The organism is Sphingopyxis sp. (genome assembly GCF_965279755.1).
Taxonomy (GTDB): domain Bacteria; phylum Pseudomonadota; class Alphaproteobacteria; order Sphingomonadales; family Sphingomonadaceae; genus Sphingopyxis.
Map to the genome: position 1 here is coordinate 1,731,869 of NZ_OZ257261.1, position 14,975 is coordinate 1,746,843.

Consider the following 14,975-nt stretch of genomic DNA (forward strand, 5'->3'; position numbering starts at 1 on the left):
TGCAGGCCCAAAAGCGGGTCAACGGACGGCACAGGGCCGCCCGGCTTTGATGGAGACGATCATGACCCTCAACACCGACAAAGTCATCCTGATTACCGGCGCGAGCAGCGGCATTGGCGCCGCGACGGCGCGCGAGCTCGCCGCCACCGGCGCGAAGCTGCTCCTCGGCGCGCGCCGCACCGACCGGCTCGAAGCGCTCGCTGCCGAAATCGTCGCCGCTGGCGGCATTGCCGAGTTCCGTGCGCTCGACGTCACCAGCCGCGACGATATGCAGGCGTTCGTCGATCATGCCATCCAGCGCTTCGGCCGCGTCGATGTGCTGATCAACAACGCCGGCATCATGCCGCTGTCGCCGCTCGCCGCGCTCGAAACGGCGAATTGGGACGCGATGATCGACGTCAATATCCGCGGCGTCCTCAACGGCATTGCGGCCGCGCTGCCCGGCTTCACGGCGCAGGGATCGGGCCATTTCGTCAATGTCGCCTCGCTCGGCGCGCATTATGTCGTGCCGACCGGCGCGGTCTATTGCGCGACCAAGTTCGCGGTCTGGGCGATCACCGACGGCATCCGGCAAGAGCATCGGGACGTCCGCGCGACGATCATCTCGCCCGGCGTCGTCGAATCGGAGCTTGGCCACGATATCACCGATCCCGGAAGCGCGGCCGCGATGGCCGAATTCCGCAGCGTCGCGATCACCCCCGACGCGATCGCCCGCGCGATCCGCTTCGCGGTCGAACAGCCCGAGGATGTCGATGTCAGCGAGATCATCGTACGCCCGGTGAAGGGCAGCTTCTGAGGCTTCCCGTTGGCGGCGTTGCTAGTCGAGCAGCGCCGCCACCGCCTTTTCGACCATCGCCGCCGCCGCTTCCGCGCCGAAGCTGGCGGCGTCGAGCGACAGTTCGAGCCACAGCCCGTCGACCATTGCGGTCAGCATGATCGCCAGCCGCCCGGCGTCGCGGGAGCCGCAAGCGGCGAGAAGTTCGCCCAGCCGTTCGCGATAGCCGGCATAGCTTTCCGCATGGATCGCCGCCATCCGCGCATCGCTCCGCGCCAGCGCCCAGAAGGCTGTCCACGCGCCGAGCAGCTCGGGGTCAGTCACCGGCGCGCGGAAGCTGGCGGTCAGATACGCGGTCAATCGCGCGCGGGGATCGGCGCCCGCCTTATCGACAGCGGATGCAAAAATCATGTCCATCCGGTCGCTCGTCGCCTGATATGTTGCGGCGACCAGATCGTCGATGCCGTCGAAATAATGGCGCAGCAGACCCGGCGACACCCCCGCTTTCGCGCAGATCGCGCGGACGTTCGTTCCCGCCAGCCCATGTTCGGCGAGCACCGCGGCGGTTGCCTCGATAAGGTCGGCGCGGCGGGCGTCGGCGCTTTCGCGCGTAAAGGCTTGGCGAGCGGCGGTCATCTTGTTATACATATGTACAACAAGGAGCGAGCCATGGCAACTGCACCCCTTCGCGATTCGAATTTCGATCCCGCTCCCATAGATACTTTGGACGGCTGGTCCTTACCGGCGTGGACCTATAGCGATCCCGATTTCTACGCGGCGGAAATGGAACGCATCTTCCGCCCGAGCTGGCAGGTCGTCTGTCACGACAGCGATATCCCGAACGCCGGCGACTGGCACAGCATCGACTATTGCGGCGAGAGCGTGATCCTGGTGCGCGGGACCGACAGCGTGGTGCGCGCCTTCACCAATGTCTGCCGCCACCGCGGCTCGCGCCTCGTCGACGGTGCGGCGGGTTGCGCGAAAAAGCTCGTCTGCCCCTATCATGCCTGGACCTACGAACTCGACGGCCGGCTGACCGGCGTCCCCGATTCGGCAAGCTACCCGACGCTCGATAAGAGCAAGGCGGGGCTTGTCCCTGTCGGGCTCGAACAATGGCGCGGCTTCTGGTTCGTGCGGCTTGACGACGATGGCGGCCCGTCGGTCGCGTCGATGATGGCGCCCTATGAGGTGATGGTCGATCCCTATCGCTTCGAGGAACTCGGCGCGCTTGGCCGCGTCACGCTTCGCCCGCGCGAGGTCAACTGGAAGAATGTCGGCGACAATTATTCGGACGGGTTGCACATCCCCGTGGCGCACCCCGGCCTCACTCGCCTGTTTGGCAAAAGCTATGGCGTCGAGGCCGAGGATCGTGTCGATCGCATGTGGGGTGACCTGATCGACCGGCCGTCGGTGAACTGGTCGGAGCGCATGTATCAGCGGCTGCTGCCGCCGGTGCCGCATCTGCCGGAGGCGAACCAGCGTCACTGGCTCTATTTCAAGCTCTGGCCGAATGTCGCCTTCGACATCTATCCCGATCAGGTCGATTTCATGCAGTGGTTGCCGACCGGGCCGACGACCTGCCTGATCCGCGAAATCAGCTACGTCCTCCCCGACGAACGCCGCGAGATGAAGGCCGCGCGCTACCTCAACTGGCGCATCAACCGTCAGGTCAACGCCGAGGACACCGAGCTGATCACGCGCGTCCAGCAGGGGATGCAGTCGAAAAGCTTCACCATGGGGCCGCTCAGCGACAAGGAAGTGTGCCTCAAGCACTTCTGCTCGCGGATGCGCGACCTGATCCCCGAGGCGCGGCTGGAGCAGGCGCCGAAGGCGGGATGGAGCCGCGCTTGAACGACAGCGCGCCCGTGGTGATCGTCGGCGGTGGCCCCGCCGGCATGGTCGCGGGTCTGCTCTTTGCGCGGGCCGGGGTGCGCGTCACCATCCTTGAAAAGCATGCCGACTTCCTACGCGATTTCCGCGGCGACACGGTGCATCCCTCGACGCTCGAACTGTTCAATGAGATCGGGCTGCTGGAAGAACTGCTCAAGAAACCGTACGCCGCGATCGACACGATGACGCTCAACTTGCTGGGCGGGCAATATACGATCGCGACGATGAAGCATCTGCCCGTCGCGGCGCGCTTCGTCGCGATGATGCCGCAATGGGACCTGCTCGATTTTATCGCGGGGCAGGGCCGGAAATATCCGACCTTTGATCTGCGCATGTCGACCGAGGCGACCGGGCTCACCTATGACGCAACGAACCGCGTCAACGGCGTGACGCTCGCGAGTGGTGAGACTTTGCCAGCGCGGCTCGTCATCGCCGCCGACGGGCGCCGCTCGGTGCTGCGCGACGCCGCCGAATTGCTGCTCGAAGATCTCGGTGCGCCGATGGACGTGCTGTGGTTCCGTATCCCCGTTCCCGCCGGCGTAGACATGTCCGAAGTCGCGCTCGGCACGATCGACAAGGGCGGCATGGTCGTCGCGATCCCGCGCGGCGATTATTGGCAGTGCGCGCAGATCATCGAGAAGGACGGCTTTGCACCGATCGAGGCGCGGGGGATCGCAGCGTTTCGCGACAAGGTCGTCGAGATCGCGCCCGGCCTTGCTGCCGGGATCGACGCGATCCAGAGCTTCGACGACGTCAAACTGCTCACCGTCGCGCTCGACCGGCTGACGCGCTGGTCGCGCCCCGGCCTGCTCGCGATCGGCGACGCCGCGCACGCGATGTCGCCCGTCGGCGGCGTCGGGATCAATCTCGCGGTGCAGGATGCCGTCGCGACCGCGAATATCCTCGCCGCACCGCTCGCCGCGGGCGCCGACCCCGATCCCTTGCTCGTCAAGGTGCAGGACCGCCGTTGGACGCCGACGATACGCATGCAGGCGATCCAGCGTTTCGCGCACCAGCGCGTCATCGAACCGATGCTGCGCGGCGAGATCGCCCGCGTGCCCTTCGCCGTCCACTTGCTCGACGCGATCCCGCTGCTCCGCCGCATCCCGGGCCGCATCCTCGGCCTCGGTTTCGGCCGCCAACATGTTCAATCCCCGCTTGCGAAAGAATTTTCATGACCAAAGCCTATGACGCCCTGATTATCGGCGCCGGCCACAACGGCCTCGTCTGCGCCTTCTATCTCGCGAAGGCGGGGCTGAAGGTCCGCATCGTCGAGGCGCGCGACGTCGTTGGCGGCGCCGCGGTGACCGAGGAATTCGCACCGGGCTTCCGCAATTCGGTCGCCAGCTACACGGTCAGCCTGCTCCAGCCCAAGGTCATCGCCGACATGAAGCTCGCCGATCATGGCTATCGCGTCATCGAGCGGCCGATCAGCAACTTCCTGCCGCAGGAAGAGGGCGGCTATCTGAAACTCGGCGGCGGGCTCGAACGGACGCAAAAGGAATTTGCGCGCTTCTCGGCGCACGACGCCGCGCGGCTTCCCGAATATTATGACATGCTCGAGGGCGTCGCCGACGTGCTGCGCGACCTCGCATTGAAATCGCCGCCGAATGTCGGCGACGGCTTCAAGACTTTGCTCGACGCGGCGCGGCAGGGGCGCGGGCTGACCAAGCTCAGCCTGTCGCAGCAGCGCGACGTGCTCGAACTCTTCACCAAGTCGGCGCGCACCTTCCTCGATAGCTGGTTCGAGAGCGAAGCGGTCAAGGCCGCCTTCGGTTTCGACGCAGTGGTCGGAAACTACGCCAGCCCCGACACGCCAGGCAGCGCCTATGTCCTGCTCCACCACGTCTTCGGCGAAGTGAATGGCAAGAAGGGCGCGTGGGGCCACAGCGTCGGCGGCATGGGCGCGATCACCCAGATGATGGCGAAGGTTTGCACCCAGCTCGGCGTCGAGATCAGCCTCGAAAGCCCGGTCGACAAGGTTCTTGTCGATGGTGGCAAGGCGGTCGGGGTCAAGCTGGTCGGCGGCGAGGAAATCGCCGCGGCGCGCGTGATCGCCAATGTCGGGCCGAAATTGCTCTACGAACGCATGTTCGACGAAAGCGATATCGCCCCCGAATTCCGCCGCCGCATCAAGGCATTCAAAGCGGGCAGCGGCACCTTCCGCATGAATGTCGCGCTCAGCGAACTGCCGCGCTTCACCTGCCTTCCCGAACCCGGCGAGCATCACCAGTCCGGGATCATCATCGCCCCGACGCTCGACTATATGGACAAGGCATTCCTCGACGCGAAGGAACATGGCTGGTCGAAGAAGCCGATTGTCGAAATGCTCATCCCGTCGACGGTAGACGACAGCCTCGCGCCTCCCGGGCAGCATGTCGCAAGCCTTTTCTGCCAGCAATTTGCGCCTGAATTACCGGATGGTCGCGACTGGGATGTCGAGGAAGGCAAGGCGGCCGATACGATCATCGACACGGTCGAGGCGCACGCGCCGGGCTTCCGCGCTTCGATCGTCGGGCGCCAGATCCTCAGCCCCAAGGGGCTTGAACGCAAGTTCGGGCTGGTCGGCGGCGACATCATGCACGGCAATATGAGCCTCGATCAGCTCTGGTCGGCGCGCCCCGTGCTCGGCAACGGCGCCTATCGCGGGCCGGTCAAGGGCCTCTACATGTGCGGGGCGGGGACGCACCCTGGCGGCGGCGTGACCGGCGCGCCGGGGCACAATGCCGCGCAGGTAATCCTGCGCGACCGCGGCCTGTTCGCCCCGAAGTGGCGTTGAGGCCGGGCTTACCCGAAGCCGACCACCTGCGGCATCGCCGGGCGCGCCGCCCGTTCTTGCCGTAGCCGTTCGACAAGCGCGGCATCGTCGCCGGTGCCGAGGAAGCCGAGCTGGCGTGCGACGACGGCGAAGTCGCCGAGCGTCAACCCGGCGAGCCGGTCGAGCGTAGCCGGCGCGTCGCGACCGAAGAAATGCGTGAACGCTCTCCGTGCGCGCGTCGCGTCGAGCGGGCGCATTTCGACCTTGAAGACGAAGCGCCGCGCCGAGGCGGGATCGAGCTTCGCGGCATGGTTGGTCGCCGCGGCGAAGGGCAGCGGGTGCTCCTCCATCCAGGTCAGCAGCTCGTTGACCTGACTGACTTCCCAGCTCTGCGTCGCCCCCTGCCGGTCGGCGAGCAGCGAATCGACTTCGTCGAAAAAGAGCATAGCCCCCTGACGCCTTGCATCGGTGAAAGCGCGCGCGATCGCCTTTTCGGTCTCGCCAACCCACTTTGACATCAGGTCCGACGCGCGCCTGACGTGCAGCGGTCGCCCCAGCCGGCGCGCGAGTGCCTGCACCGCCTCGGTCTTGCCCGTTCCCGGGGGGCCGGTGAGCAGCAAAGAGAAATCGGCAGGGCTCTCTTCGTGCGTCAGGCTCGCGAATAGCGCCGGCAGATCGATATCGGCGGCGAGCAGCGTCTCATCGAAGGAACGCGGTGCGCGAGGCTGCACCGTCTCGCCCTTCATCGCGCCGAGGACCGAGCCGGCAAAGCGGCTTGCACTTTCGGGATCGCCCGCGAGCGCGGCCGCGCGTGCAGCGACGCGGAACAGCGATGCCGTTTCGGGTGCTCGCGCCGCGAGCGACTGCAAGGCCGGATCGACCGCGACCTTCTCTTCGGCGCTCACGCGTTCGAGCATCGCCGGACTGTATGCGACGCCCGGAAAATCCATGCGGATCGACAGGCTGAACCGGCGCAGGATCGCGGGATCGACATCGGCGATCGAGTTCGACGTCCAGATAACCGGCACGACATTTTCTTCGAGCAGCCGGTTGACGAACAGCTTCGATCCGGAGCGGTTGCGAATGCGGCCATCCTGTTCGACCTGCGCGCCGCCGAGAAGATCCTCCATCTCGTCGAACAGCAACAGGGCGCGTCCGCGCTTTTCGAGCGTGCGCAGCGCCAGCCGCAGCGCGGCGACGCGGTCGAAGCGGCTCGGCTCTTCGCCGTCGCTGTCGGCTTCGCCGACGGCGTGCAGCGGCTCGCCGAGCGCCCCGGCGAGCGTGCGCGCCAGTTCGGTCTTGCCCGTCCCCGGCGGGCCGTGGATCAGGATGTTGATCCCGCGCGCGCCGCCCTCGAGCGCGCCGCGCAACAGCGCGAGCGCCAGATCGGCATCGGCCCGCTGCGCCGGAAAATCGGCGAGTGCGTGGCGTGCCGTCTGCCTTCGGCCGAGCAGGCCGTCGATCAGATTTTCATGCTGCCCGGTCTTGGCGTCGAGCAGCCGTTCGAACGACCAGCAGAGGCCGAATTCGACCTTGCCTTCCTTGCTCGTCCAGCGCCCGACGAGATCGAGCCGGACGACTTCGGCGGTGCGAATGGCGTGCGGCGCAAACCCGGTGAGCGTCCCGACCAGCGTCTCCATATCGAGCGCCTCGGTTTCGACCAGCTTGGCAAGGCTGCGAGTCAGTGGGCCGCGGTCCATCGCGGTGGCGAGCAGCAGCAGCGCACGCTCTTCGGCGGCGAGCTCGAGCGCGTCGGCCAGCCGGCCGGCCTGAAGCAGGCACTCGTCTTCGCGCGCGCCGGGTGTCGGGGTCGGGACCCCGAGCAGATCTGCGCGCGCGATCATCTTCTCCGCGAACCCGAGCGCAGTAGTGCGCGTGCGGGCCCAGCCGAGCAGCGCCCGGCCGGTCCTGGTCTTGCCCGGATGATCCGTGGCGATGGCGCGCGCGAGTGCGCGCGCCCAATGGCTGTCGTGCAACATAAAGTCCTGCCTGCGGCCGGCGGACGCACGGCGCCCGACGGCAGAAGTGATGATAGGCGGGTTGGAAATTGCGGCAGCGCCCGGGCGCACCGCGTCAGGAAAAACGCGCTACGACAGCGGGCGGATGCCGCAGGGCTTCAAACCCTGGATGTTTCGGCGGTCCGACACGTCACGTCTCCAAAAAGGCCCGAATCCGGGCCAACGGGATTGCGCCAATAGGCGATTTCCTGTCCCGGGGCAAGGTTCAGGCGGTTGCGGGCGCCGCGCGCTTCATCGCGAAATAGATCGGCAGGCCGGCGGCGGTCATCGCGAGGCTCCACAGACTCGCTTCGACCCCCGCGCCGTAAAAGGCCCAGCAGCTGTAAAGGAAGCCGAGGATCGTTGCGGCGGCGAAGCCGGTCGAGACCTTGATCGTGCCCTGTCGTTCGAGCACCAGCGCCGACGCCGCGCCGACGATGTAGAGGATGATTGCGGTCGAGGTGGTGACCTTGACCATGAAGGCGAAGAGGTCGGCGAGACCGCGCGAATAATTGGCGTAGACGATCACGCTGGCGAGCCCGCTCGATACGATCTGGGTGATCCAGGGCGACGCGAATTTATTGTCGCGCGCGAAAGCTGAAGGTAGCAGGCGCCGGTGCGCAAGGTCGCGCGGAATATCGCCCTGCAGCAGGACAAAGCCGTTGAGTGCGCCGAGTGCTGCCACGGCGGCGAAGAGCGCGACGACGTCGCCTGCTTCCGGGCTCACCAAGCGTCCGAAGAAGGTTGCATAGGCCGCGTTCGAACCTTGCAACGTCTCTAGCGGTACCATCAGCGTTACCGTCGTGCACGACAGCAGATAGAGCAGCCCGACTGCCGCTGCCGCTATGACCGTCGCGCGCGGAATCGTGCGCTCGGGGTCCTTCACGCGGTCGCTGACGACGCACGCGCTTTCGAAACCGAGCAACGCGAACAAGGTCAGCGTGGCCGCAGAACTGACCCCCGACAGGCTGAGCGGCTCGGTCCCCGTCATGGTGGGAGGGGGCGCGGCGCCCGTGCCGAGCGCCCAGACGCCGACGAGCACCGCGCCGATCACGGGGATCAGCTTCAGGCCCAGCGTCAGTAATTGTGCCCCGCCCGCACGGCGGACGCCGAACAGGTTGACGAGGGTGAAGAACCAGATGCAGCCGATCGCGATCCACGCGGGCAGCGCGCCGGCATCGGCGAGCCATGGCATCAGGATCGACATGTTGCTGATCGCCGCCACCGCAAGCGTCGCAACGACGGTCCAGCAGCTGATCCAGTAGCTCCACGCGACGATGAAGCCGGTGCCGGGGCCAAAGGCGGCGGCGGCATAGGTGAAGGCAGCGCAGCCTTCAGGGAGGCGCCGGGCAAGGCGGGCGAACACGATCGCAAGGCAGAGGGTCCCCGCGATCGAGACGAGCCAGCCGACGATCGCGTTCCACCCGAGCGGCGCCAGGTCGCGCGGCAGCAGGAACACCCCCGACCCGATCATATTGCCCATGCCGAGCGCGATGCACATCAAAAGGCCGAGCTTTTGGCTCGGCCTTTCGCTGTTGGTTGCGGGAACGGTCACCCGGTCAGAATTCCTTGCTGACCTTGAGCCCGATCAGGCGTGGCCGAATCGGGGTGTCATAGAAAACGCCGCCGGTGCTGCTGATCCCGTCGGGGTCGCCGCACGTCGTTTCCAGACACTGGACCCCGGTGTTGATGATCCCGCGGCTGTCGAACAGGTTCGTCGCGAACAGTTCGGCTTTCCAGTCGTCGGCCTTCACCCCGACACTGAAATCGACCGTGGTGTAGGATTTGAGGGTGCCTTTGAGTGTATTTTCGAACGTGCGAAGATCGCTGCGGCGCTTGCCGGTATGGTTGACCGCGAACTGGACGTGTCCGCCGAGATCGCCGACCGGGAATTCGTAGCGCGTCACGACATTGCCCTTGAACTTCGGCGTGACCGGAAGCCCGGTGCCCGCAGGTGCGAGCAGCGAGTTGCCGGCGGTTGTGCAGTCGAAGTCGGCATTGGCGATGCGGCAGAAATCGCGGCGGATTTCGGCGTCGTTATAGCTCATCCCGGCATTGATCGAGAAGCCGTCCTGACGATAGCCGACGTCGAGCTCGACCCCGCGAATGCGCGCGATGCCGGCATTGCGGATTTCGCTGAGCCCGTTGAGGCCGAGGAAGGAGAGCTGGATATTCTTCCAGTCCTCCTGATAGATCGCGCCGTTGAAGCGGAGCGGCCCCCAGCTCGTCTTCCAGCCCACTTCATAGTTGTCGAGCGTGTCGGAGCCATAGGGCGGCAGGCTACCGCGGCGGTTGATGCCGCCGGGGCGATAGCCGCGCGACCAGGTCGCATAGATCAAAGCGTCCTCGGTGAACTTGTAGGTCAGGTTGAGCTTGTGGATGAAGTCGGTGTCCTTCGTCTTCTTGTCGAGGTTGGTGCAGGGCGACCCCGCGACCACCGCCGGTCCCTGACAGGCATAGACGGGGTTCGAGCTGAAGCCTGGATTGTTGTAGCCGAAGAATCCGACGAGGCTGTTGTCGAACTTGTAGATGCGGCCGCCGCCGGTCAGCGTCAGCTTGTCGGTGATGTCGAAGCTGAGTTCGCCGAACGCGGCATAGTCGCGGTCGACGCGCAGCTGTTTGGTCAGCCAGATATTGTCGACGGTACCCGGAACCTGAATCGAGTCCGCAATGTCGTCGACCACATAATGTTGTTCGATATTATGCGCCTGACGCTGCCAGAACAGGCCGCCGATGAACCGGATCGGTGCGTCGGCGGGCGAGGCGACGCGTGCCTCGACGAAGCTCTTCTTGTAGCGGTCGATGCCCAGAATATACTGGTTCGGACTGACGAGATCGCCATTATTGTCATAGAAGGACGCGCCCGAGCCATAGAGTGCGTCATAGAAATAGGCATAATCCGAATAGTCGCTTTGGACGTCGGTCTTGCGGCGGAGATGGCCGCCGGTGACGGTCAGATCCCAGCTGCCGAGCTTGCCCTCGATCGTCAGCGCCGCCTGCAGCCATTTGTCCTTCGACGATTCGGGATTGTACTGGACCGTCTGCAGGCTCTTGGTCACCGCACCCGACCGTTCCTGGGCATAGCTGCCATTGGTCTTCTGGATCTGGCCCATGATCGTCGGACGGATCGTCCAGTCGTCATCGAGCTCGATCCCGAGCGCGAGGCGTGCGCCATAGGTGTCGGCGTTGTTGTAGTTCTTTTCGACCAGCGCAGTGTTGTTCTGCGTGATGCCGCTCGTCGGATAGGTTCGGCTGCCGGCGATATTGTCGATATATCCGCCGTCCTTGCGGTACCAGGCGACAAGGCGCGCGGCGGCGCGGTCGCCGAGCTTCGCATTGAGGAAGCCTTCGGCGACGCCGCCGAAATCGCCATGGGCGACATTGTTGATCTCGACCCCGACCTCGCCATAGGTGCCGCTGGTGTCGGGGCGGTTGGTGACGAGCTTGATCGTGCCGGCCATCGAGCTGGCGCCATAAAGCGTGCCCTGCGGACCGGCGAGTGCCTCGACGCGGGCGAGGTCGTAGGTGTGAATGTCGAGCGCGCCCTGAATCGTCGTCACGGGCATTTCGTCGAGATAGGTGCCGACGGTCGGCAGCGAGGCCGAGTGGTTGGCGTTCTCGCCCGAGGCGACGCCGCGGAAATAGACCTGGGTAAAGCCCGGCGCCGCGGTCTGGATCGTCACCGACGGCAGGAATTTGACGACGTCCTGGAATTCCTTGACCTGCAGCTCGGCGAGCCGCTCGTTGCCGATCGCGCTGATCGCCATCGGCACGTCCTGCAGATTCTGCTCGCGCTTTGATGCCGTGACGACGATGTCGTCGTCATTCCCCGTATTGGCTTGCTGGGCAAGCGCCGTTCCCGATGTGCACAAGATGGTGCTGCCGAGCAGCACCGCGCCGCTTTTGGTCAACACGGCCGATAGTTTCCGCATGGAATCCCCCTCGCATGACAGTCCTGTGACGGAGCATGACGCGGTGCAGCGCAAGCGCAAGCACTGTTCGCGGGGCGTGGGGTGGCGGACAGAAAATGTCGCCTACTGTTGCTCAAAGGCAACGAATTTTCGGCTGCGTCGTCAGTCGAAGCTGGCCGGAACCTCCGGGTAAGCCGTCAGCACCGGGCCGAGCGCCGTCTTCAGCGGATCGAGCCACGCCTCATAGGGGCGCCATTGGTCGACCCCGTCACGATTGATCGGGCGGCGGACCTGTTCGCTCGACGCGGTGCGCACCGCGCGCGCGTTGCGATGGAAATCGAGGCAGCCTTCCTCGAAATCCAGTCCGAGCCAGCCAAGCAGCGCGCGCACTTCGGCCTCGGGATCGTCGAGAAGCGCTTCGTGGATGACGCGGTGGACGCGGCCCGGCTGGACCGCGTCGATATGCGCCATCAGCCGGACATAATCGCGGTAATAGGTGCCGATGTCGGCGAGACCGTAGCTGAAGGCCTGCCCCTTCGCGAAATGCTGGCGGAAATTGGAAAAGCAGCAATCGAGCGGGTGCCGCCGCGCATCGATGATCTTCGCATTCGGCAGCACTAGCCGGATGAAGGGAAGGTAAAGCCAGTTGTTCGGCAGCTTGTCGATGTAGAAGGGCTTCTCCGTCTTCCGCTGCACCGCGGTGCGGCGAAGATAATCGGCGCCAAGGTCTGCGAGCTGCTCCGCTGGCGCCTCGACGAGCGCCTCGACCCAGAGCCGCGCATCGCCCTTGGCCTCCCGGCCGAGCGTCAGCGCGAGCGAAGGAATGTCGGGGAGTTCCATCGTGCCCTCGACTGCCGAATGGCTCGCGAGAATCTGTTCGACGAGGGTCGATCCTGCACGCGGCAGGCCGAGAATGAAGACGGGGTCGGGCGAAGGGTCGCCGTAACCCGAGCGGGCCGCGAAGAGATCGGCGGAAAAGGCCGCGATGGCGCGGTCGGCGGTCGTGCTCGTTTCGGCGGCACTATAGTCGAGCTGGCCGGCACGGATCGCATTGCCCGCAGCATAGTGGCGAAAGGCGGGCTCGGCTTCGCCGGCGTCGTCATAGGCCTTGCCGAGCGCGAAGTGGAGGTGGAGCCGGTCTTCGTCGCGTGCGGGATCGCCGGCGGGGGTCGCTACCAGCGCCTCCTCCATAGCAGCCCGGTCGTTCGCCTCGAACCGTATCGTCTTCAGATTGGCGAGGCTCCACCAGATTTCCCCGAGCCCCGGATCGGCTTCGAGCCCGCGGCGATAGGCGGCGATGCTGTCGTCCTGCCGCCCGACGGTCTTGAGGATATGGCCGTAACTCATCCAGAGCTTCCCCTGCGCCGGAAAGCGCCGGGTCAGTTCCTCGTAGAGCGTGATCGCCTCGTCATAGCCGCCGATACGGCCGAGCGCGGCCGCTTTCAAATTGGCGTGCGCGGGATTGTCGGGGTCGTCGCCGAGCACCGCGTCGAGCGTTTCGGCCGCCTCGGCGAACCGGTTCTGCTTGTAATAGACCGTCGCAAGATTGGCCCGCGCCGCGCCGAAGCCGGGCGCGAGTTCGAGTGCGCGCGACAGCAGTTTCTCGGCATCGCCATAGCGGCCGATCCGTCCCGCGACCTCGGCGAGCATACGGATCGCCGCGACATCGGTCGCATCCTCGCGCAGCCGTCCGCGCAGTGCGGCCTCCGCATCGGGAAGGCGGTTTTCGGAAAGTGCCAGTGCGGCATCGACCATCGCGGGGTCATGGATCGCCGCGCCGACGGCCGCGAGCGAGGCGTCCTGCGCGTCGGTCTCGCGCCCGAGAGCGCGTAGTGCACGGGCAGCGAGCCGATGCGCCTCGGCCGAGGTCGGTACTGCCTCGAGGATCGCCTCGGCCTGCGCCAGCGCGGTGGCGGGTTGGCCGTTCAGGAGCTGGCGTGCGTTGGCGATCGCCGCGTCGAGCGTGACCGTCGCCTCCAAGACTCAGCTCTTTTTCCGGGCCTTGGCGATCGCCTGTTTGAGCGCGTCATAGCCGACCTGACCCTGAAACAGCTGGTCGCCGACGATCCAGGTCGGGGTCGCGTTGAGCTGAAGCTGCGTCGCGAGCGCGAGGTTGGAATCGATCTCGCGCTGGAACAGCGCCTCGTTCGCGGTCGCATCGGCGCTGCCGTCGGTCACGACACCCGCTTTCGCGGCGGCGGCGGCGATCGCCGACGGGTCGAGCGACGAGGCCGCGAACATCGCGTGGTGGAAGGCGTCATATTTACCCTGCCGCGCGGCGGCGAGCGCCATGATCGCGGCGTCGCGGCTTTGCGGTGCGATGATCGGCAGTTCGCGGAACACGACCTTCAGGCGTTTGTCCTCGCGGATCAGCCGGTCGACGTCAGGGACACTGGCGCGGCAGAAGCCGCACGCATAATCGGTGAAGACGACCAAAGTCACGTCGCCGTCGGCATTGCCCGCCCATGCCCCGGCATAAGGCTTTTCGAGCGCGGGGCGCACCGCATCAACGGCCTTCGCCATCTCCTTGCTGCGCTGCGCCTCGAAGGCTTCGGGAATCATTTCGGGATGCGCGCGGATATAGTCGGCGACGATCGTTTCGACCTCGCTCTTGCTCATCCCGCCGCCGAAGCGGCCGCCGAGCCAGAAGGTGGCGGCAAGCAACAGCAGCGCGCCGAGTGCGATTGCCCAAAGCGGGGCGGGCAGTGCCGCCCCCGAAACGGCAGCGCGCGGCGTCCGTGGCGGCTGATGTGGCATGCGATCGTCGGGTTCGGGACCCGAAAGCGAGGGCGGCGGCGTGGCGGCGGCCGCCTTGGCCTTCGCCGGCTTGGCTGCAGGCGGCGCGGCTGCAGCGGGTTCACCGGCAAACAGCGGCAGGTCGGTTGCGCCGGTCGAAGGCTCGGCAGCGCGCGCCTCGGCTTCCTCGCGCGCAAGCAATTGCTCGAGCCCCGAGGGGGGCGGCGGGGCGTCCTCACGCGGTGCGGGACGCAGCTTGGTCGCGGCGTCGCCGATCTGTTCGCGCAGGCTTTCGGTTCCGGCTTTGGCGACCTGACCGATCCCGGCCCTGGTCTTGCCCGCAACCTCGCCAAGCCCGCGCGCGGCGTCGCTCGACAGCTTCTGGGCCTTGTCGCCCAGCGCCATCTTGTCCCATGCCTCGCCGCTGGCCTTCGCGGCGGCGCGGCTCGCCTTGGCCGAACTTCGGCCGACGGCTTTCGCCGCGCGGGCGGTCAGGGCGCCACTCTTCGCCGCGAGCGCGCGCGAGCGACGCGGAATTTCCATCGCCTCGACGCGCGCGGGAATGTCGGCACGCTCGCCGACATCGATCGTCCAGTCGGCAAAGGCTTCGGCGCCGTTGCGGATACGATCCCAGACATTGGCGGCACCCGCCTTGATCGCCTCGGGCCGGACCAGCGGATCGCGCGGCTTCTCCGCCGCCTTGTAGCGCGCGAGGTCGATCCCGACCGGCGGTTGCTCTGTCGGTTTGGCCAGCCCACCGTGGTCGGCAGTGTCGTGCGCGGACGCCGACGCATCGGGCGTCGGGGCCGGGTCGCGCAGCCACGGCTGGTAATAATCGTCTTTCTTATCGGTCACTTGTCGCCCTTGAGCACCGGCGGCGGCGGTGCGTCCCCATCATATGTCGTTTG

Annotated in this window: 10 protein-coding genes; 4 read left to right on the forward strand and 6 right to left on the reverse strand. The window is 66.2% G+C overall.

The features are described from left to right. Positions 1-61: 61 nt before the first annotated feature. Entirely contained in the window at positions 62-796 is a 735-nt protein-coding gene (locus ACQY80_RS08515) for an SDR family oxidoreductase (RefSeq protein ID WP_428685533.1), read from the forward strand. 21 nt (positions 797-817) lie between these two features. Here ACQY80_RS08515 and ACQY80_RS08520 read toward each other — a convergent pair whose 3' ends face one another. Beyond that, complete coding sequence (locus ACQY80_RS08520) at positions 818-1,411, reverse strand: TetR/AcrR family transcriptional regulator (RefSeq protein ID WP_428685535.1); 594 nt, start codon at positions 1,409-1,411, stop codon at positions 818-820. Positions 1,412-1,444: 33 nt separating this feature from the next. Between ACQY80_RS08520 and ACQY80_RS08525 the strand changes: the two genes are divergently transcribed. From ACQY80_RS08525 to ACQY80_RS08535, 3 genes are read left to right on the forward strand one after another with little or no spacing between them, the layout of a single operon-like run. Beyond that, entirely contained in the window at positions 1,445-2,626 is a 1,182-nt protein-coding gene (locus ACQY80_RS08525; RefSeq protein ID WP_428685537.1) for an aromatic ring-hydroxylating oxygenase subunit alpha, read from the forward strand. Further along, positions 2,623-3,843 (forward strand): FAD-dependent oxidoreductase, encoded by a 1,221-nt coding sequence (locus tag ACQY80_RS08530; RefSeq protein WP_428685539.1) that lies wholly within the window; start codon positions 2,623-2,625, stop codon positions 3,841-3,843. Before ACQY80_RS08525 ends, ACQY80_RS08530 begins: the two co-directional genes overlap by 4 nt. Then, a complete protein-coding gene (locus ACQY80_RS08535) occupies positions 3,840-5,444 on the forward strand; it encodes a phytoene desaturase family protein (RefSeq protein WP_428685541.1) in 1,605 nt (534 codons plus the stop codon). Before ACQY80_RS08530 ends, ACQY80_RS08535 begins: the two co-directional genes overlap by 4 nt. An 8-nt stretch (positions 5,445-5,452) precedes the next feature. Here ACQY80_RS08535 and ACQY80_RS08540 read toward each other — a convergent pair whose 3' ends face one another. From ACQY80_RS08540 to ACQY80_RS08560, 5 genes are all read right to left on the reverse strand, one after another. After that, on the reverse strand, positions 5,453-7,402 hold the full coding sequence (locus tag ACQY80_RS08540) for an AAA family ATPase (RefSeq protein ID WP_428685543.1): 1,950 nt from the start codon (positions 7,400-7,402) through the stop codon (positions 5,453-5,455). Between the two features lie 244 nt (positions 7,403-7,646). Continuing rightward, a complete protein-coding gene (locus ACQY80_RS08545; RefSeq protein ID WP_428685545.1) occupies positions 7,647-8,975 on the reverse strand; it encodes an APC family permease in 1,329 nt (442 codons plus the stop codon). A 4-nt stretch (positions 8,976-8,979) separates the two neighbouring features. Next, positions 8,980-11,352, reverse strand: a complete 2,373-nt coding sequence (locus ACQY80_RS08550) for a TonB-dependent receptor (protein ID WP_428685547.1) — start codon at positions 11,350-11,352, stop codon at positions 8,980-8,982. Positions 11,353-11,493: 141 nt separating this feature from the next. Beyond that, positions 11,494-13,086 (reverse strand): tetratricopeptide repeat-containing sulfotransferase family protein, encoded by a 1,593-nt coding sequence (locus ACQY80_RS08555; RefSeq protein WP_428685796.1) that lies wholly within the window; start codon positions 13,084-13,086, stop codon positions 11,494-11,496. A gap of 228 nt (positions 13,087-13,314) precedes the next feature. Further along, positions 13,315-14,922: a thioredoxin domain-containing protein gene (locus ACQY80_RS08560; RefSeq protein ID WP_428685549.1), complete on the reverse strand. Its 1,608-nt coding sequence runs from the start codon at positions 14,920-14,922 to the stop codon at positions 13,315-13,317. Between the last annotated feature and the right edge of the window lie 53 nt (positions 14,923-14,975).